The sequence below is a fragment of the Enterococcus sp. FZMF genome, assembly GCF_030263915.1.
GTDB lineage: Bacteria > Bacillota > Bacilli > Lactobacillales > Enterococcaceae > Enterococcus_D > Enterococcus_D casseliflavus.
The window spans coordinates 1628814-1646713 of sequence record NZ_CP127160.1; the positions used below are offsets into that span (position 1 = coordinate 1628814).

General features: G+C 41.6%; 19 protein-coding genes. 10 read left to right on the top strand and 9 right to left on the bottom strand.

Annotated elements, in window-relative coordinates:
- The first annotated feature begins 3 nt into the window (after positions 1–3).
- The 4 genes from QN079_RS07900 to QN079_RS07915 all read left to right on the top strand — a co-directional run bounded on the left by QN079_RS07900 (position 4) and on the right by QN079_RS07915 (position 3793).
- The gene (locus QN079_RS07900) at positions 4–597 is read left to right on the top strand and encodes a malonate decarboxylase holo-ACP synthase (RefSeq protein ID WP_289230674.1); all 594 of its coding nucleotides are present in this window, start codon (positions 4–6) and stop codon (positions 595–597) included.
- 24 nt (positions 598–621) lie between these two features.
- Complete coding sequence (locus QN079_RS07905; protein ID WP_289230675.1) at positions 622–1707, top strand: acyltransferase family protein; 1086 nt, start codon at positions 622–624, stop codon at positions 1705–1707.
- 12 nt (positions 1708–1719) lie between these two features.
- Positions 1720–2577, top strand: a complete 858-nt coding sequence (locus tag QN079_RS07910; protein ID WP_289230676.1) for a triphosphoribosyl-dephospho-CoA synthase — start codon at positions 1720–1722, stop codon at positions 2575–2577.
- Positions 2578–2749: 172 nt separating this feature from the next.
- Entirely contained in the window at positions 2750–3793 is a 1044-nt protein-coding gene (locus QN079_RS07915) for an AI-2E family transporter (RefSeq protein ID WP_008379977.1), read from the top strand.
- Between the two features lie 71 nt (positions 3794–3864).
- On the opposite strand, the gene QN079_RS07920 is transcribed toward QN079_RS07915, so the two are convergent.
- The 4 genes from QN079_RS07920 to QN079_RS07935 form a co-directional block, all read right to left on the bottom strand.
- Positions 3865–4341, bottom strand: coding sequence for a GNAT family N-acetyltransferase (locus QN079_RS07920; RefSeq protein WP_289230677.1), 477 nt, complete (start codon positions 4339–4341; stop codon positions 3865–3867).
- A gap of 177 nt (positions 4342–4518) precedes the next feature.
- The gene (locus tag QN079_RS07925; protein ID WP_005226057.1) at positions 4519–4743 is read right to left on the bottom strand and encodes a hypothetical protein; all 225 of its coding nucleotides are present in this window, start codon (positions 4741–4743) and stop codon (positions 4519–4521) included.
- Positions 4744–4902: 159 nt separating this feature from the next.
- Entirely contained in the window at positions 4903–5868 is a 966-nt protein-coding gene (locus QN079_RS07930) for a Gfo/Idh/MocA family protein (RefSeq protein ID WP_289230678.1), read from the bottom strand.
- Positions 5865–6758, bottom strand: a complete 894-nt coding sequence (locus QN079_RS07935; RefSeq protein ID WP_289230679.1) for a MurR/RpiR family transcriptional regulator — start codon at positions 6756–6758, stop codon at positions 5865–5867. Before QN079_RS07935 ends, QN079_RS07930 begins: the two co-directional genes overlap by 4 nt.
- Positions 6759–6962: 204 nt before the next feature.
- Between QN079_RS07935 and QN079_RS07940 the strand changes: the two genes are divergently transcribed.
- The 4 genes from QN079_RS07940 (at position 6963) to QN079_RS07955 (ending at position 11263) form a co-directional block, all read left to right on the top strand.
- Positions 6963–7988, top strand: a complete 1026-nt coding sequence (locus QN079_RS07940) for a Gfo/Idh/MocA family oxidoreductase (protein WP_005226060.1) — start codon at positions 6963–6965, stop codon at positions 7986–7988.
- A gap of 114 nt (positions 7989–8102) precedes the next feature.
- Positions 8103–8501 carry a heme-binding protein gene (locus tag QN079_RS07945; protein ID WP_080542651.1) on the top strand — a complete coding sequence of 133 codons (399 nt, stop codon included), beginning with the start codon at positions 8103–8105 and terminating at the stop codon, positions 8499–8501.
- A 23-nt stretch (positions 8502–8524) separates the two neighbouring features.
- Positions 8525–9502: a Gfo/Idh/MocA family protein gene (locus tag QN079_RS07950; protein WP_289230680.1), complete on the top strand. Its 978-nt coding sequence runs from the start codon at positions 8525–8527 to the stop codon at positions 9500–9502.
- 435 nt (positions 9503–9937) lie between these two features.
- On the top strand, positions 9938–11263 hold the full coding sequence (locus QN079_RS07955) for a dihydrolipoyl dehydrogenase family protein (RefSeq protein ID WP_289230681.1): 1326 nt from the start codon (positions 9938–9940) through the stop codon (positions 11261–11263).
- 718 nt (positions 11264–11981) lie between these two features.
- Here the strand turns inward: QN079_RS07955 and QN079_RS07960 are convergent.
- The 4 genes from QN079_RS07960 to QN079_RS07975 all read right to left on the bottom strand — a co-directional run bounded on the left by QN079_RS07960 (position 11982) and on the right by QN079_RS07975 (position 14434).
- Positions 11982–12776 (bottom strand): hypothetical protein, encoded by a 795-nt coding sequence (locus QN079_RS07960; protein WP_289230682.1) that lies wholly within the window; start codon positions 12774–12776, stop codon positions 11982–11984.
- Positions 12766–13305, bottom strand: coding sequence for a sigma-70 family RNA polymerase sigma factor (locus QN079_RS07965; protein ID WP_353957177.1), 540 nt, complete (start codon positions 13303–13305; stop codon positions 12766–12768). The genes QN079_RS07960 and QN079_RS07965 overlap by 11 nt, the downstream gene beginning before the upstream one ends.
- Positions 13306–13366: 61 nt before the next feature.
- Positions 13367–13759 (bottom strand): hypothetical protein, encoded by a 393-nt coding sequence (locus QN079_RS07970; protein WP_289230684.1) that lies wholly within the window; start codon positions 13757–13759, stop codon positions 13367–13369.
- 189 nt (positions 13760–13948) lie between these two features.
- Positions 13949–14434: an AmiS/UreI family transporter gene (locus tag QN079_RS07975; RefSeq protein ID WP_289230685.1), complete on the bottom strand. Its 486-nt coding sequence runs from the start codon at positions 14432–14434 to the stop codon at positions 13949–13951.
- A 340-nt stretch (positions 14435–14774) separates the two neighbouring features.
- Here QN079_RS07975 and QN079_RS07980 point away from each other — a divergent pair, with 340 nt between their 5' ends.
- Positions 14775–15053 carry a LexA family protein gene (locus tag QN079_RS07980; protein ID WP_005226072.1) on the top strand — a complete coding sequence of 93 codons (279 nt, stop codon included), beginning with the start codon at positions 14775–14777 and terminating at the stop codon, positions 15051–15053.
- Positions 15054–15087: 34 nt separating this feature from the next.
- Here the strand turns inward: QN079_RS07980 and QN079_RS07985 are convergent, their stop codons facing one another.
- The gene (locus tag QN079_RS07985) at positions 15088–16074 is read right to left on the bottom strand and encodes a DNA/RNA non-specific endonuclease (protein WP_289230686.1); all 987 of its coding nucleotides are present in this window, start codon (positions 16072–16074) and stop codon (positions 15088–15090) included.
- A gap of 408 nt (positions 16075–16482) precedes the next feature.
- Between QN079_RS07985 and mgtE the strand changes: the two genes are divergently transcribed.
- A complete protein-coding gene (gene mgtE, locus QN079_RS07990) occupies positions 16483–17847 on the top strand; it encodes a magnesium transporter (RefSeq protein ID WP_015509692.1) in 1365 nt (454 codons plus the stop codon).
- The last annotated feature ends 53 nt before the right edge of the window (positions 17848–17900 follow it).

The window sequence follows — 17900 nt, forward strand, 5'->3', positions numbered from 1 at the left end:
CGAATGAACCGTGCCCACGATATCGTTCAATTAGATAAAGATGTTCTTGATATGATTGATATTCCCAAATGGTTTTCTGAAAAAGAACAGCTTTTTGCGACCGTCCGTCATGGGAAACCCCGTAACCCCAGCTATTTACCAGTGGGGTTGCGCGGGGAAAAGCGGCAAGAACGGTTTGCCTTTGAGGCACCCTGCAACATGATCAAACGAACGATCCATCCTTGGGAATTGATCACTCGTGAGAGCTTCCGATTCAATGAAGTAGCCAATTATCCAGTTTACCGCAGCTATCAACAAGCACGACTTTTATTGAAGCACTATTCTTGGGGAATCGGTGGCAGCTTGGGTTTTGAATTGGCTGCAAAACAGGCAGCAATCAAGCCGACAAGTGATTTAGATCTGTTGCTTTATGCCGACACGAAAGAAAAGCTGCCACTGGAACTATTGGAAAAGCAGGCAGCCTTTTTTCAACAGATCGATGTTCAAGTTATCACAAAACAAGGCGGGTTTGCCTTAAAGGAGTATTTGGAACATCCATCAAAAAAAATCTTAGTAAAAACAGACGAAGGGCCAAAACTCACCACTGAGATTTGGTAATTATTAGAAAAGTGAGCGAAAAACATGTTTGAGAACAACGATTTAAAAATCAACATCAGTGATTTCCAAAAAGTATTTGCCGTGACAGCAGTAATGATGCAAACGATTTTGACTTTTGCCTTATCCAATACCCAAGATGAAAAGACTGCAGCATTCATCGGTACCTTTTATGTCTTGGTGAAATTTACCGCAACCCTGTTTATTTTTGCTATTGTTTATAACATGGTTAAGACAAGTCAACATCTGTCTTATCTAGAATTTTTGAAAGAAAAGTTTTTTGAACTTGTCGTGCCATATGTGCTTTGGACGACGGCTTATTTATGGCTGTTTCCCGCTGTCCAACAAGGAAAACCTTATACTGACACAGCAACGTTTTTACTGAAATATGTGACGGGGGATGCGGCGCCACACTTATGGTATACGATCATGATGCTGCAGATCCAATTGTTGATGCCGTTTTTCGTCTGGTTAGGCTACAAAGTGTTGACGAAGAAAAAAGCTGTTTGGCCAGTATTGATCGTCGCAACTGCTTTGTATGTCGTTTGGTATGTGTTTTACGATCGCCAAGTTTTTGAAGGACCGCATCATGAAAGCTGGTATTTATTGGATCGGTTTGTCTTTAGCTTTGTGATCTATGGGATCTATGGCGAAGCCGCTTTGATTTATCACGAAACCGTCTATCGCTTCCTATACAAGATTCGCTACGCTTTCTTGCCAGTGGGCTTCGCATTAGGGCTATTATCTGCCAATCATCTGCTACATTATGCAGGTGATCTAAGTTTCGCTCATGCACCGTATTTAAATACATTGCAAAGCTTATATAGCTTAGTATTGATTTTTGCAGTCTTTATGTTTGGATCAACCATGATCAAAAACAATGCCCCACAGTTAGGGACGTTTAAGTGGCTGTCTACTTATGCGTATCGAACCTATTTTGCCAATGTTTTTGTCTTTCAAGTCTTGTTGCTATGCTTCAAAGATTTGTTGCTGAAACTGCCAATGGGCATCATGATCATCGTCGCTTATTTGGCAACTGCCAGCTGTGGTTTTTTAACAAGCTATGTTTTGCATGTTTTATGGGTAACGATCAAAGGTCAAATCAAAAACTAGAGGAGGAGTTGGATGTTTGCATTAGCTGTAGAAGAAAATTGTCGACGACTCGCCCAATTGGTAGAAGAAGCCTTGATTGCAGAAGTGACATTGTCCCCAAAACCTGGGTTAGTGGATGCCATTGATTCAGGTGCCCATCACGATATGGATAAAGCACTCTTTCTACGATCAGCTCGAGCATTGACGCCATACTTTGAAGAAATGGCCTTGGTGTCTTGGGGCAGCAGCATGTCTCAAGAGTTGCGGGAAGCAATCGCTGCAATCGGTCGGAAGGCAGAACAGGCGATGTTGGCAGCCACTGGTGGCATCAACACCCATAAAGGAGCCATCTGGGCATTAGGCTTGCTCATCAGCGCCGTCAGTAGCCAACTTAGTCGCAAACAACGGATTTTTTTACCAGAAGTCTTTTCTGACATCCAGCTTCTCACTGCATTTCCTGATCGTGCACTGACTCAACAAACAGAAAGTCATGGCAAAACGGTTCAAGCCAAATATGGACATCTCGGTGCGTATGGGGAAGCTGCTGCTGGGTTCCCTCATGTTCAAATCGCTCTAGCAGATTATTTTTCTCGGGATTGTTCCAATGAGACCAAAAAAAGACTCCACATGCTGTTGGCGATCATCGCTACGCTGGACGATACGTGTATTTTATACCGCAGCAATCAAGAGGTACTGGCACTAGTTCAGCAACTCGCACAAAAAGCCAATCAGCAAGCGTTGCCGAACCCAGCATTTCATGCACTAGCAGCCTTCTGCCAGTCAGAAAATGTGTCTCCCGGCGGCAGTGCTGATCTGTTGGCTGCCAGCTTCTTTTTATTGTCCATCAACTCGGTTTTACCCGTAAACGAAGGAAAGACCGTTTACCAATAACTCTTTTCCTTAGAAGAAAGGCAACGATTCTTCTAAGGATTTTTTGTTTCATTTTTTCGCTCGATTAAGAAAAATAAAATCTCTTGCTATTTGCATAGTTTAATGATTAGATAATTCTTAGGCACTACTGAAATGCTTCGTTGCTCCATTGCAACGAATAAAGGAGTTACAGATGAAATACTATAATGCTTTTCTTCAAAATCTTGTGTTGCGGCGCTGGACGGTCCTGTTTATGCTTGCGGGCATTCTTTTTTTGTTTCGCAGTATGATGACCATTCTTTTGCTGACCTTTATCTTTACGTATCTGATTTATCGGCTGGTTCTTTTGCTCCATCGAAAAAGTCATCTGCCCATCAAGCTTACGAGCATCCTGACTTACAGCTTGATTGTTTTTATTCTTTATTTAGTAGCAACAAATTATGTACCCATCATCATCAAACAATCCGTCCAATTAGTCAATTCCGTTGCTGATTTCTACCAACGGACAGACTCCAATAATGAATTGATCGAATATGTCTTGAATTTATTGCAGACCAGCGAATACATCCAGAAATTACAAAGCGGCGTTCTAGTCGTGATCAATTATCTGTATAATTTCGGTGAGTTGGCGTTGACTGTGCTGATCTCCTTTCTGCTTAGTTTCTTCTTTATGATCGATAACAAAAAGACCGTTGCGTTTTCTCGGCTATTTTTGCAAGGGCGAGGGGCGTGGTTCTTTGAAGATGTTTACTATTTAGGGGCTAAGTTCACGCGGGCTTTCGGAAATGTGATCGAGACGCAGTTGGTGATCGCCTTAGTCAATACAGCGATCACTGTTTTCGCGTTAGCGGTGATGGGCTTTCCACAGCTGTTGAGTTTGGCGTTGATGATTTTCTTTCTCAGCTTGATTCCTGTTGCTGGTGTGATCATCTCGTGTATTCCATTGACGTTTATTGCCTATTCTATCGGCGGATTTAATGACGTGATCTACATTCTATTGATCATAGTGTTTGTTCATGCGTTGGAATCCTATATCTTAAATCCCCGCTTGATGGCTAATAAAACAGAGATCCCGATGTTTTACACGTTTATTCTCCTGTATCTTAGCGAACATCTCTTTGGCTTGTGGGGCTTGATCATCGGGATCCCATTGTTCACTTTCTTTTTAGATTTAATGAATGTGAAAGAGATTCCGCGATTGCGTAAAAAAACCGATGACACCTTGCAGGACCAATAAAAATGATTGCTGTAAAGGATGGCAATTGATAGAAAAAACCATCTCTGCCGATGAAAGGCGAGATGGCTTTTTTATTTCGCAGCAATTTTTTTCGTAAAGGAGACAAAGCAGATTGCTGAAGAGGGGCTTTGAAACCTGCCAGTTGGGAAATACCCCAAAGAATGATAAAAGTGAACCAGCTTGGGTTCTTGCAGGATCGTATTCAAACGAATCGTATCTGTTTGTATGTTCCTTTCAATCAAGATCATTGCTTGTCTACCAATCCCGCGGTTCTCGTAGGAGGGAAGAAGGGCGATGGAAGATAGCTTCGTCGTATGTTCCTGCTCAACCGTCAGTTTTATAAAGCCCACGGTTTTCTGAGCGGTCATGATTAAATAATAAGTGGTATTCAACGCAGAAAACTTTGCGTTTAGCTTCTCGAAACTTTGTAAATAGGGAGAAGTTTCTTTGTCTTGATAACGGAGAAAGAGGGATTTGAAGGCCGCTTTTTGTATCAAGTAGATTGAAAGCAGATCGGAAAGCTTCGCTTCTTTAAGCTGAATGAGCATGCACACCTCCATAAAAAATCAGACATCATTTATTGAAAGACATTGATTCGGCTTAGCAGATCCTGATGGAAAAGCCATCGATTAGCAGTCTTTCATTGGCTCGTTTCTGTTTTGATCCTTCCCTCAACCACAGGTTCACAAACGAAGAGATCCGCAGGGGTTCGTGCCGTCGTTGTTTTATTGAAAAAGATCATTTATCGATGTCACTAAGTCGTCATAGGTTTGACCGGTAGCGATTGCATAAACGGAAAGCAAAAAGACGAGTGCTGCTGCCAACACGTAAAAAATACGGAGGCGATAGCCGTCACCTGTCCGACGATTTTTTACAAAAGTAAAAACCGTCACAGCTAGATAAGCGAAGGTCAATAAACAAATAAGATACGTTATAATTTCTGGAGTCATAAGCGTTTTCCTTTCTTTTTTTATTTGTATAAAAATATACTCAATAAATATAATATAACCATTTCGCTACCGTCAAAGAAAGCGCTCAATTTTTGATACAAAAAACTGACCGAGTGGTAGCCACTGGTCAGTTCTATTCAAAAACGATGGGGCATGATCTTAATTGTCTTTTTTTTCCGCATCTAGTAAGCTTCTTAGTTCATCTGCTAAAGCGATACAGGCAATACTATCCGTTAAGGACATCAGGGGATTTTCGAGTTGTCCTTGTGCAAGAGCGGTGTGAACTGCTTGAATCTCTGAATGGAAATCATCGATCTCGTACCCAATATCATAGACCGTGTCTTCTTGGTCAATCGTCACGGTAAAAGAAGCGGGGCGATGGAAGTTGGGGATCGTGATTTTCCCTTTTGTTCCTTGTAACTCCGCCACCGTCTCTTTTGTTTGGTCAAATCCAGTCTCAATCACTGCAACAAAGTCTTCACTGACAAAGCGTGCTTCAACATAGGTATCAACCCCAGTTTCATACAGGCTGTAATCAAGCAATTCGGCAGTTAAATTTTCTGGTGAAAAATCTTGGATAAAGGCTAAGTTATAGATCCCCATATCCAGTAAAGCACCCCCTTGTTTTGGCATATAATGGTAAGAACTGCCTTCGACTGGTAAATGGCGGCGAAAAGTAGTCGTGACACTTGTTAGCTCACCGATATGACCACCATCCACAAGTTCTTTTAGTTTGCGATACGCTGGGGTGAAGCGTGGCTTCATGGCTTCCATAAAGAAGACTTCGTGTGCTTGCGCTTGTTTTTGTACATCGCGCATTTCTTGTGCAGTCAAGGTTGCTGGTTTTTCACATAAAACAGCTTTTTTCGCTTGAAAGGCTTTGATGATCCATTCATAATGATACAAATGTGGCAAAGCAATATAAACGACATCGATAGTTGGATCATCTAATAGGTTTTGGTAGTCATCAAAGACGGCGTCACACGGAAATTTTGCTTGAAACGCTTGCGCTTTTTCCATCGTACGACAAGCAACCCCATAAAGCTGGGCGTCTTGAAAATTTTCTAAACTTGCAGCAAAGCGATTGGCGATATTTCCGGCACCAATAATTCCCCAATTGATCATTTCATTTCCCTCTTTTCTTCAGTTGACGGGTATTCTGAGAGAATCCCTGATTCCAAAACAGTTTGTTTTTTTCTTAACTCGACAATATTTTTTTGGTATTCTTTGGCATACAGCAATGCAAACAGTGAATCTAAAATATACTCAAAGGCGACCTGTGAAGAAAAGGTGCCGACTTTGAGAAAATCACGTTCATCATGAGAAGCGATGATCGCATGGGTCGCTAATGGGATAATTTTCGCATAGGCGTTGCCAGAAATCACGATCACTGGTACGCCGACATCACGAAAGTGCTGCATGATTTTTTCGTATTGCGTATTTTTCCCCCGATAGGTAATAAACACGGCACAATCATTTTGCGTGACGTTCGATGCATTCCACGCATCATCCCCATATTCATCAGCTACGATCAGATACTTATTGATTTTGACCAACTTATTTTGAAAACTTCTTGCTCGGATCTGAGAATCGCCGCGAGAAAATAAGAAAATCCGTTGCGCAGCTTCCAACGATTGCACTACTGCTTCCATCATTTCTGGAGCGACCTGAGCATGGGTTTTGTGGATCGAGTTGATCGTTAGATCGGCCATTTTTTTCAAAATATCAGGTGTTTGATCCTTAGGCGAAAAGGGAAAATTCGCGTCAACAAAGGTTGGGTTGAACATCTGATTATGGGCAATTTCAGCCAGACCTAAGCGAAAACTTTTAAATCCTTCATACCCCATCTTTTTGGCTAGACGAATGACGGAAGAGTGGGATGTGTATGTATGCTTGGCGATGACTTCAATCGTCAACGAAGGCACATCATTGATGTTTTGCAAAATATAATCGGCAATCCGTTTCTCCGTATTGGTCAATCCTTCTTGAAGCCGTAATTTATCTCCTAATAACATCAAACCACCTCTTTCTAATCATAGCCTAGGACAAAGAAAATCAAAAGCAAAAACTGTACCTTTTTGTCAATTTGGTAAAAATGTTCAGAACCACTGAGCAGTTTGCGAAAAAGTCTGGTCAAAAGAACCTGTTTTTGGCAAAAGACTTCTCATTTCGAAGGATATCAGCAATAATCAAGCTATCAATTTATAGGAGGCGTCATAATGTTAACTATCGCATATCTCGGAAACGGAAAAAGCACCAATCGCTACCATCTGCCTTTTTCAACCAAGCTGCAGGATAAGATCAAAGTAAAGACGATCTATTCACCAAGCGGAAAGCTGACCTGGCCAACACTAGAAGGTGTTCATTACACCTCTGACTTAGAGGATATCTACCGTGATCCTGAAATTCAATTAGTTGTGGTCACGACCCCCAGTCATTTGCATTATGAATTAGGCAAGGATGTCTTGCTTCATGGGAAAAATGTCTTGATCGAAAAACCTTTTACAGAAACTTCGGCACAAGCAAAGGAATTGTTCGCACTGGCGCAAGAGAAAGGCTTGTTTGTGCAATGCTATCAAAATCGCCGTTTTGATTCCGATTTTTTGACCACGCAAAAAGTGATCGAAAGCGGCGTGCTCGGAGATCTCTTAGAAGTAGAGATGCATTATGATTATTTTCGTCCAGAGATTCCACGGTCAGTGACCGAATTTTCATTGAATACTAGCTACTTGTACGGACACGCTTGTCATACACTGGACCAAGTGATCTCGTATTTTGGACAGCCAGACGATGTCCATTATGAGGTCCGGCAATTACTTGGAAAAAATCGCATGAATGATTACTTCGATTTGGATCTATTTTATGGTCGAATGAAAGTCTCAGTCAAATCTAGTTACTTCCGATTAAAAGAGCGGCCTAGTTTTGTCGTTTATGGCGAAAACGGCGTTTTTGTAAAACAAACGAAGGATCGACAAGAAGAGCATCTAAAACAGTTTTATCTCCCAGATCATGCCGATTTTGGGATCGATTTGCCAGAGCACTATGGCACACTAACTTATATGGATGCTAACGGGAACTACCATGAAGAAAAAGTCATCTCTGAAATTGGTGATTATAGCCGTGTGTATGAGGGCGTCTATGAAACGATCATCCATGGCAAAGAGAAAATCGTGAAAGACGAAGAAACGATTTTACAAATCGAAATGCTAGAAACAGGCATCAATCAAGTGATCACTGAGTCATAAGGCAGAGTGATTAGGGGGCTTTTGACAAACAAAGCGTCTAAAGGCATCAACTGACTCAACGTAAAGGAGTAGATCCGAATCGAACCTTCAGAAATCCTGCAAGAAGAACAGCAGCTGCAGTTTGCTCATTTTGACAATGACCTCGCATTGCGGTTGGTTATTGCCATCGATCAGTACGTTAAAAGGAACTATCCGAAGCCGGTAGGGATCAAAGTTGTTCATCAGGGCTTGCCGATCATTCGATTTTTAATGGCAGGGCGAAAAGAAAGCCCTTGGCTTGAAAGAAAAGAACGAACGGTACTAGAAAGCGGGCATAGTTCACTATACGTCTATGCGCAAAAAGATCGAGATATACAATTTGCTAAATGGGCACAAGACGAACATTATGCAATTTGTGGTGGTGGTTTTCCAATTATCGAAGACAGAAAAGTCACGGGTGCTATCTGTGTGTCAGGTTTGGCTCATTTAGAGGATCATAAAGTGATCACCGAAGTATTGAAACAAATGATCTAAGAAGATAGAAAAGGGGAAGCAAGATGAACTTAGCGATTTTAGGGGCAGGCATGATCGTCCATGATTTTTTAACGGTGGCAGGGGATGTCCCGCAGCTTGAACTGTCCGCTATTTTTGGGACAGAAAGTGATTTAGAAAAAATGAATCACTTAAAACAGCAATACAAGATTCAAACCGTCTACACAGAGTTAGGGGCATGTTTGGCGGATCCATCCGTTGACACCGTGTATGTCGCATTGCCCAATCATTTGCATTATTCCTTTGCCAAAGAAGCAATCCTCGCTGGCAAACACGTCATTTGTGAAAAGCCATTTACGTTGCAGACACGAGAATTAGTAGAATTAACAGAATTAGCTGCTGCCCACGAAGTGCTTTTGATGGAAGCCATCACAAATCAGTACTTAGCCAACTATCAAGGAATAAAAGCGCAGCTTGAAACATTGGGAGAGCTGAAAGTGATTGAATGCAACTATTCGCAGTATTCTTCTCGTTATGATTTATTCAAAGAGGGAACCGTTTTACCTGCATTTAACCCGAAAATGGGTGGTGGGGCATTGATGGATATCAATATCTATAATATTCATTTTGTCGTCGGGCTTTTAGGAAAACCAAAAAGTGTCCGCTATTTTGCTAATGTCGAACAGGGGATCGATACTTCTGGCATGCTGTTTTTAGACTATGAACAAACAAAAGTCGTTTGTATCGGTGCCAAAGATTCGACAGCGACGATTCGTTCAACGATCCAAGGGACGAAAGGATCGATCATCGTCAATGGGCCGACGAATATGCTTGCCAGTTATGACGTTGAGCCGGTTCATGGGGCAAAAAGCCATCAGGATCGCAGCGTTCACGGACATCGTATGTTTGAAGAATTTGTCCGCTTTGCACAAGCCATTCACGAAAATGATCAGGCCTTTGTCAAGGAACGCCTTGCCCATAGCAAGCTGGTGATGGAAGTCGTGGAAAAAGCATTGGCAGATGCCCAGATCGTATTAGGATAATCGCATCAATGAGGAAAGACACCAGCTTCTTAGAAAAGTTGCTGGTGTCTTTGTCTGTTGTCTTATTTTTTCTTCTTTAAACTCAATAAGGTTAGTGGGATACCCAAGGTGAGGTAGCCGACAATCGTCATCAAACAGACCACCAGCCAAAAGTTATCTACTGCTAGAAATGCAATTAGGCCATATGCCACCAGAATCGAGAGAAAATAAAAAAGAAAGAGCTGAAAAAAACGTTTAAAACTCACAGTCATTCATTCTCCTTTGTCGTTAAACTGACAAGAAAAGTATACCACATCAAACGCAACTTCAAGGGCTGATTGTGATCTTTCGCAGGATCCGCAAAAGGCGAATTGTTTTGTCGACTGGCCGTGATTCGCTATACTTGAAGGGAAGAGAAAGCGCAGGAATATTTTTTTTAGGAGAAGGAGGAGACAGATGAAAAAGGTGGATGTACTGATTATCGGAGCGGGTCCAGCTGGAACGGCTGCTGCCTACGGGTTAAAAGCCAAAGGTAAGACAGTCGCGATCGTTGAAGCCGATTTATGGGGTGGCACTTGTCCCAATCGCGGGTGTGATCCGAAAAAACTACTGATGCGAGGCGTAGAAGCCAAAACAGAGGCGAAACGTATGCAAGGCAATGGTGTTCAAGGACAGGTAGCCATTGATTGGCCGTCACTGATGGCGTTTAAGCGCTCGTATACCGATCGGGTGCCAGAGTCAACCAAACAAGGGTTACTAGCAGAAGGCATCACTACTTACTACGGACAAGCCGCTTTTCGTGATACCCATACGGTCGTCGTGGACGCAGAAGAGATTCAAGCAGAAAAAATAATTATTGCGACAGGACAGCGTCCAGCCGTACTGCCCATCGTCGGCAAGGAGCATTTACAAAGCAGTACTGATTTTCTTTCCTTTGAAAAGATGCCAGCAACGATTGCTTTCATAGGTGCTGGGTATATTACCTTCGAATTGGCGATGATCGCTCAAGCAGCAGGTGCTGAAGTTCATGTGATCCATCATAATGAGCAGCCGCTAAAAGGATTTGATGCTGAATTGACCGCAGAAATGGTTCGTTCAATGCAGGACCAAGGCGTTTCGTTCCACTTTAATCAGAGCACGCAGCGAATCACGAAAGAACAAAACCACTATACGATCCAGACACAAGCATTGTCTCTAACCGTAGAAGCAGTGATTGGTGCCACGGGACGCAGACCCAATAGCGATCAGCTGCAACTGGAAAAGGCAGGGGTAGAAACGTCAAAACAAGGGATCGTAATAAATGAGTTTTTGCAGACTAGTCAAAGACACATCTATGCAATTGGGGATGTGCTAGCGAAAAAGCAGCCCAAACTGACGCCTGTTGCTAGCTTTGAAGCCGCCTATCTTGTTGATCATATAGATGACCAGAAAACACCTATCCGCTATCCGCTGATCCCTACGCTGGTTTTTGGTGCGGAAAAACTAGCAAGAATCGGGATCAGTGAGCAAGAGATTGCCGATCATGCCTCAGAGTATCATAGCGAGGTGATGGATCTTTCTTCTTGGTATACCTATCGACGAATCAATGATCAAGATGCAAAAATCAAATTGGTTTATGACACATCTGATACCATCGTTGCTGTCACAATTGTTTCTGCATTGGCCGATGAGTTGATCAACCACTTCGTTTTTGTGTTGGAGAATCAGCTATCGAAAGAAGCGCTGGCCCAAATGATTTTTGCCTACCCAACACCTGCTAGCGATTTGTCCTATTTTCTATAAATAATCAAACAAGCCTGCGCTAGTTTCCGCTAGCACAGGCTCTAAATTATTATGTCCGTATTGACTATAGTCCGTGAACCTTAAATGAACCTTAAAGTTAGGCTGGGTTTCATTTAAGCAATATCTTTGTTTTCTAGTAACCCTAGGTTTAGGCTTTTTTTGACAGCCGACGGACAGCAGCAATCAGTAAGATCGCCGACAAGAAGAGCCCGACCAAATAGATGATGAAAACAGAATCTGGCTCATAATGCCGATAATTGAATATTTTTACCATAAAAAAGAGAAATGGGATCGCTGCAATAAGGGTTGAAACGAAACGTTTCCGCCATTGTATGAAAAACGATCCAATCACTAGAAAAAGACAAAACGGGATCCAAAAGACCAAATGTCCGATAAGTTCGATTTTTCACACCTCCTAGCAAGTAAAATCATCATAACGTTTCTTCCTAAAAAGCAAGCGTGAAGGAAAAAATAATCCCATTAGGCATGTATGAAATTATGAGTGGAGTCTTCTGAAAAGTTCACAAGAAATCTGAGAATTTCAAAAGGAAATGAAAAAAACGAACGGTTAGGAATATCCCAATAGTCCGAGACGAAAAATACCTCTTGCAGCATTCATTTTGACTTGAATCCTGCAAGGGGTACTCTTTTGTAGAAAATCTGGTGCTTTATTCAATTGATACCAAAGAAATGCTTAGGAAGGAGCAGCAGTCCTTTTTTATGGCAAGATGTTCTTACTATAAAAAAGGGAAATGACCATACCTATGTCCAACAGATCCTTATAATAAAATCCTTTCAGTGGGCCAATGTGTAAGAAAAATCCGAGAATCATTAATACAAACAGCAGCAGGAAAACCAGGTTGAAAGCGGTCATCAAGCGAAAACTGAAATGCCAATTACTCAGGAAATACTGATATTTCGCTGCTCGGTAAACTTTGTTTTGAATCGGAATTTTCTTGAGTGCAGGGATCGATTCATGATAGGACGTAAATAATTCGTAGTCTTTTTTCGTCAGTACTTCTGAGAAAATGTGCGTCCCTGCCTGAAAGTCGAAATAGCCCCAATGGAATTGTTCTTTATCTTCTGGTGATTCGTGCTTCATCAGCTTTCTTGGCTTGATCGTGAACGCCTTGATGGTCTCATAGGGGTAACTGAAATAGGTGTTACTTTCTAAATAGTCGATGATGACCAGAAAAAGCATGCGGGTTTCTGTGAAAACTAACAAACGATTGCCGCGGGTATCATGAAAGATGTCACGGTATGCTTTTGCTTTCTCGGTTGTTGCATAGGCATAGGCGCCAAGTCCTTGATTGGCGAAGGCGAGGTTTCCATCTGGCGTCAAAGGCAGATAGCCAAGAATCGTTTCGTCTTTTGCTAAAAGCGTCCGAAGCTCCTCTAATAGATCTTGCAAGAAAACATATTGTTTGGACAGCTCGAAGGTTGCTGCTTTTTCTTGTTCAGATATTTTTGTCAGTGAATTGTTTTCATTTAAGACTAACTGTTTAAAATCCATCGATAGTCATCCTTTCTTTTAAGCGTTTGCGGCCACGGGAAAGACGATTGTAGATCGCTGAGACATTTAAGTCCGTCTGCTCTGCGATGGTTTCGGGTGACTCTTGGTAAAAATAGTAGAGCAGAAAGATCCTTTGATCGAGGGATTCAAGGTCTTCAATAAAACCCAAAAAGTTTTCCTTTGTCAAAGGTGATTCTTCAATAGCTAGTTCCTGCTCATCAACAGGTTTTTCTTCCAGTGAGCACTTGTTCAACTTCCGCTTGTGGTCAATCGCACGACTACGACTGATCAAAAGCAGCCAAGTAATCAAGCGGCTTCTTTCTGGTTGGTACGCAGCAATCTTTTGCCAAACCTCGTAAAAAACTTTGTTCGCTACATCTTGGCGCTCGCTCACTTCATGCGGTTGGGAGAGGACACTATGAATCGTCCTCAGCATGCTATCACCATAAACAGCTAACAGTTCTTCTAAGCCGGCATAGTCTTTCTTTTTGATTCGTTCAATGATTTCTTCATCCTGCACCTTTTTCACCCCTTCACACTATATACGAAGAATGTTTGCCTTTTCTATCAGAAAAAGAAAAAAACCTCTGTTAACGAGGTTGATGTTCTTTGGCCAGAAGATCTGTTGCCAAGCGCTGGGCCAAATACTCCCAAAGAATGCCGCCAAAAAAAGCGCCTATCATATAAAGAATGACTGCTTGCAGCTCCAATGGATTATTTGCTAGCCAGAAAGAAAATAGCGAGCCGATGATGAATAGGTAGCTACCAAAAAGCACTTGCCGCCACGAGCGTTTTTTAACAAACTTGCTAATGAGAAAGGTTGAAAGGATCATCAAGAGAATTTGGATGAATGCCAGCGAAGGCAAAAGTGCAAAGTCAGAAACAACCATTTCCCAAAATTGTTGAATCAAGAAAAAGAAAGCAAAGAGCATGAGCCCGCTTGATAATGTACTAAGCCGCAAGGAAGATATTTTTTTTTGCATTGGTTTACTCCTGGAAAGGTTTTCTTTATTATAGCAAATTTTTAGTTAAATAATGTAAAAAGATGAACGAGAAGGTCTGCAAAAAACTACTCCTACATGTGCCTACTTTTAGTATACTTGAAAGAAACGAGTGGATGGACTCGATATATATTAAAAAAGAGCGATAATCATTGAGATAATCATTCTTTTTTAATAGAGATCTACTAGCATCAGCAAGCCTGGGACCCATGTAGTGAAGATACCACAAGCGATCGCAAAATAATGAATCTTACGACCGAAGTTTACCTTCACGATCGTATCCAAAAAGCCGCAAAACCATAACGCTCCCCATGTTAACCAAATCAATGCAAAGAGGGGATCTTGCTCCCATTGCCAAGAGACCCAAGCAAAAGGTAAGGTATTGATGGCTACGAATAGTGCGAAAATCCCATAAATACGTAGATCTAAATCAAAAAGGTAAATGATCCCTACCAACAAATACGTGAAGGCAAAGAGAAAGCCAGTGCCTGCTTCATAATAAACGCCTTGAAGCATATAGATTAGATTGATAATAAAAGATAACGTACCTGTAAAAAGATTGATCAAAGCAAGTGAGCGGTAGTCAATGTGAAGTAAGCTGCCCCAGCCATTTATTATCAAAGTAATTCCTACAAAAAATAAACCGATCCCTAACATAAAATCCTCCTTTACTTAAATTTAGAATAACAAATTCTAAGAAAAAATAATATCTCTATTTATTTTTATGTCAATAAAAAGGAAAATAATTTTGAAATTTGCTATTATTTGCTGCTAAATTTGATAAAATCAATACCAAAGAGCGCTGCTAGCCGATGCTTTTCTCGTTAAGGGGAAAATTTCAGCGTATAAAAAGAACTTTTACTCGTTGGAAGAAGGGGAAAAGAGACAGATCAATAGATTTTCAGTGTATTGATCGGACAAAAAGCAGACCAGGTAGCAGTTTATAGGTTTTTACGAATTTGCAGCAGTGAAGACTGTTTTGCGGAAAGGAGGACTTATGCCTAGAAAAGATCGAATCTTACTTTTCATTGACGAATATATGCAAGCTCAAGGTTGCGCACCTACCATACGAGAAATCTGTGCCAATGAAGAAATAAAAACGACCTCTTTGGTTTATCGTCATTTGCTGCGTCTCGAAAAAAGAGGCCTAATTTACCGAGCTTATCGCTTTAAGTCACGTTCGGTTCGTTTTACAGACGAAGGGAAGGCCTATGTCAAAGCGTTGCGACAAGCACTTTTAGCAGACGAAAAACAAACGCATGGCAATGAAGAATAGCTTAACACCAAAATAAAAAAGCCTAGAGGCTTTTTTATTTTGGTGCACGGTAGCCAGCAGCTTCCGCTTCAGCGATCGTTTTGAACCATTCTTTCGGATTCGTCGTATCATCATAGTATTTAGATCCTGGCAAATGATAGATGCCGCTTCTTGATCCTTTGATCAAACCATTTCCTTGTTGATCGACATATTCTTTCTGTTTCTCCTCTGTTTCACTGTTTTGAGAAGTGGCTGTTGTCGTGTTGTTCTCACTACTTGTAGCATTCTCCTGTTGCGTCATATCTTCGTTTGAAATCTCGCTGCTGCCATCCGCATAGTTGATCGTGACACCATCTTGGATGTTGAAGATATAATAGTTAAATTGGATCGTATCGTCGCCAATAGATTGGGCTTGCATCTGTACCCCACGGGCAACCAGCTCGTCATCACGATAGATTGGAGTGACAGAATATCGAACATAATGGTTTTTGTCTTGCTTGAGATAGTAGTTGATATCCATTTCTAAGCGCAACATCTCTGGATTGTTCAATTGACTAGTTCCCGTGATCAAATTCTTCCAGTTTGCATTTTCGGCAGCTAAAGCAAATCCAATCAAATGCGTCCGATTATATAAATATTTCCCATTGGGGAGCTGTTTATTACGCCAGCCTGTCGGTTTCACGCTGGCGATATCGCCACGTTTTTCCGTAGGCATTAAGGATTGATTCAACATTGCTTCAGCCGAAGTAGCTCGATTGAGGTGGTCAAGGTCGCCGTATGCTTCCCAGGCACCATTTTCAAGTGAAAGGTCGTCTTCTGAAAACTCAGGGATGTTTTGATTGACTTCAATTGTTTGGGTGCCTTGGTAGGTTAGCTGTGCCAATTCGTCTGCGCGAATATCTTTAGCAGAAGGGGTGCTTACCTCTGATTGTTGCGTTTCCTGCTTTGGAAATAGGTCATTGTTTTGTAGGAAACCAAAGCCAACTGCTGCGAGTGCGAGAAGCGCAGTGACCGATCCAATCAATGTTTTTTTCTTTGCCATCTCTTTATTGCCTCTCTTTTCATTGATATAGGTTTAGAATAAACGGTGAGTAAAAAAATCACAACTAGTTTATCATACCATTTGCGGGGGATGTTTTACAGCGTCTGCTAGCTTCTTTTGCCTTTTGTTCTTGACAAACTTCAGTCAATTTTCTTTACAAGCGATGTCCTTTAAAAGAATTTTTCGTCTGCGAGTGATATTTTTCATATTTTAAAAAAACTATGTGATATAATGAATAAAGTTGCTGCTATATCCCTTTGATGCCTGTTTTAATAACAGTCATCTCCAGCTGCGGAACAAACTTTCAGCTGTCTAGCAGACAACGTTCAAACGAAAGAAAACTGGACAATTTTCTGAACGATTGCCTTTCTTTCTTTGACCAAAATTATAGGAGAAGGAGTGTATCCCATGAACCAGCAAGAAACCATCTTACATTATTTAAATAAGAAAGACTCTGAAAAGTTAAAAGAACTCGTATCAGGAATGGAAGAGCTGCCGCTATTACAATTATTCAGCAACTTATCCGCGGATGAAAAAGTGATCGTTTTCCGACTGTTACCGAAAGACAAAGCCCTTATCCTGTTTGAAGATTTGACACCAGCTACCCAACAACACTTATTACGCTCTTTCACCGATGAACGAGCAACCGAATTTGTGAATGAGATGGCGCCAGATGTTCGTGTACGGCTTTTAGATGAGTTGCCAGCGACCGTAACACAAAAACTTTTACAATCGTTGGCGCCTGATGAACGAGCTGCAACAAACCTCTTACTAGGGTATGAAGCTGAAACTGCGGGTCGCTTGATGACACCGGAATTCATTACATTGAAAAAAGATATGACAGTCAATCAAGCATTGGAAAAAGTGCGAATGCAAGCCAAAGAAAAAGAAACAATCTATACGCTTTATGTTACTGATCAAACGAAAACGTTAGAAGGTGTTTTGTCGCTGAAAGATCTCTTAATGGCACAAGGGGATCAACGCATCAGTGAGATCATGTCCCAAAAAGTTATTTATGTGACCACTGACACTGACCAAGAAGAAGCAGCCCGTTTGCTAAATGAACTAGATATCATTGCGCTGCCAGTCGTAGACAAGGAATCAAGAATCGTTGGGATCATTACCGTCGATGACGCGATCGATGTCATCGAGTTGGAAACAACGGAAGACATGTTTAATGCCGCTGGTTTGGTCGATGTCGCCTCCAACGAAGCAGACCGTAGTAATGTTTTGATCAATGGCAGCCTGTGGCAAATCTGGAAAGTCCGCTTGCCATTCTTAGTGATCACTTTAGTGGCTGGACTTTTAGCTGGGGTCGTCATTGATGAATTTGAACAAACGTTAGAGTCGGTGGCAGCCGTTGCGATTTTTATTCCTTTGATCATGGATATGGGTGGAAACGTTGGTACACAATCCTCTACTGTATTTGTTCGGGGGATGTCGTTAGGGCATATTGATCTTTCAACCTTCACCAGACATTTCTTTAAAGAAGTTTGGATCGGTTTGAGTCTAGGCTTGATCGTCGGGATCATCTCTGGAACCGCTGCTTCACTTTGGCAAGGGATCCCGATGTTAGGGGTCGCTGTTGGGATTTCATTAGTTTTTGCTATGACCTTAGCCGCAGCACTTGGCTTTTTAGTCCCGTTTGTACTTATTAAACTAAACATCGACCAAGCAGCCGGTTCGGCACCGATCATCACCTCGATCAAAGATATTGCTGGCTTGTTTATCTACTTCGTTTCAGTAAATGTTCTTTTGGGTCATTTGCTTTAGCATACTGTCCGTTCCAGTGGTATAATAAAGCGACATCACATGATGAGCACAAC

What these genes read in the sequence shown, in the direction of transcription:
- QN079_RS07915 (WP_008379977.1), top strand. Translation starts at nt 2,750, where the DNA reads ATGAAATACTATAATGCTTTTCTTCAAAATCTTGTGTTGCGGCGCTGG.
- QN079_RS07905 (WP_289230675.1), top strand. Translation starts at nt 622, where the DNA reads ATGTTTGAGAACAACGATTTAAAAATCAACATCAGTGATTTCCAAAAA.
- QN079_RS07960 (WP_289230682.1), bottom strand. Translation starts at nt 12,776, where the DNA reads ATGGATTTTAAACAGTTAGTCTTAAATGAAAACAATTCACTGACAAAA.
- QN079_RS07985 (WP_289230686.1), bottom strand. Translation starts at nt 16,074, where the DNA reads ATGGCAAAGAAAAAAACATTGATTGGATCGGTCACTGCGCTTCTCGCA.
- QN079_RS07980 (WP_005226072.1), top strand. Translation starts at nt 14,775, where the DNA reads ATGCCTAGAAAAGATCGAATCTTACTTTTCATTGACGAATATATGCAA.
- QN079_RS07935 (WP_289230679.1), bottom strand. Translation starts at nt 6,758, where the DNA reads ATGTTATTAGGAGATAAATTACGGCTTCAAGAAGGATTGACCAATACG.
- QN079_RS07975 (WP_289230685.1), bottom strand. Translation starts at nt 14,434, where the DNA reads ATGTTAGGGATCGGTTTATTTTTTGTAGGAATTACTTTGATAATAAAT.
- QN079_RS07955 (WP_289230681.1), top strand. Translation starts at nt 9,938, where the DNA reads ATGAAAAAGGTGGATGTACTGATTATCGGAGCGGGTCCAGCTGGAACG.
- QN079_RS07940 (WP_005226060.1), top strand. Translation starts at nt 6,963, where the DNA reads ATGTTAACTATCGCATATCTCGGAAACGGAAAAAGCACCAATCGCTAC.
- QN079_RS07930 (WP_289230678.1), bottom strand. Translation starts at nt 5,868, where the DNA reads ATGATCAATTGGGGAATTATTGGTGCCGGAAATATCGCCAATCGCTTT.
- QN079_RS07920 (WP_289230677.1), bottom strand. Translation starts at nt 4,341, where the DNA reads ATGCTCATTCAGCTTAAAGAAGCGAAGCTTTCCGATCTGCTTTCAATC.
- QN079_RS07950 (WP_289230680.1), top strand. Translation starts at nt 8,525, where the DNA reads ATGAACTTAGCGATTTTAGGGGCAGGCATGATCGTCCATGATTTTTTA.
- QN079_RS07910 (WP_289230676.1), top strand. Translation starts at nt 1,720, where the DNA reads ATGTTTGCATTAGCTGTAGAAGAAAATTGTCGACGACTCGCCCAATTG.
- QN079_RS07970 (WP_289230684.1), bottom strand. Translation starts at nt 13,759, where the DNA reads ATGCAAAAAAAAATATCTTCCTTGCGGCTTAGTACATTATCAAGCGGG.
- QN079_RS07925 (WP_005226057.1), bottom strand. Translation starts at nt 4,743, where the DNA reads ATGACTCCAGAAATTATAACGTATCTTATTTGTTTATTGACCTTCGCT.
- mgtE (WP_015509692.1), top strand. Translation starts at nt 16,483, where the DNA reads ATGAACCAGCAAGAAACCATCTTACATTATTTAAATAAGAAAGACTCT.
- QN079_RS07900 (WP_289230674.1), top strand. Translation starts at nt 4, where the DNA reads ATGAACCGTGCCCACGATATCGTTCAATTAGATAAAGATGTTCTTGAT.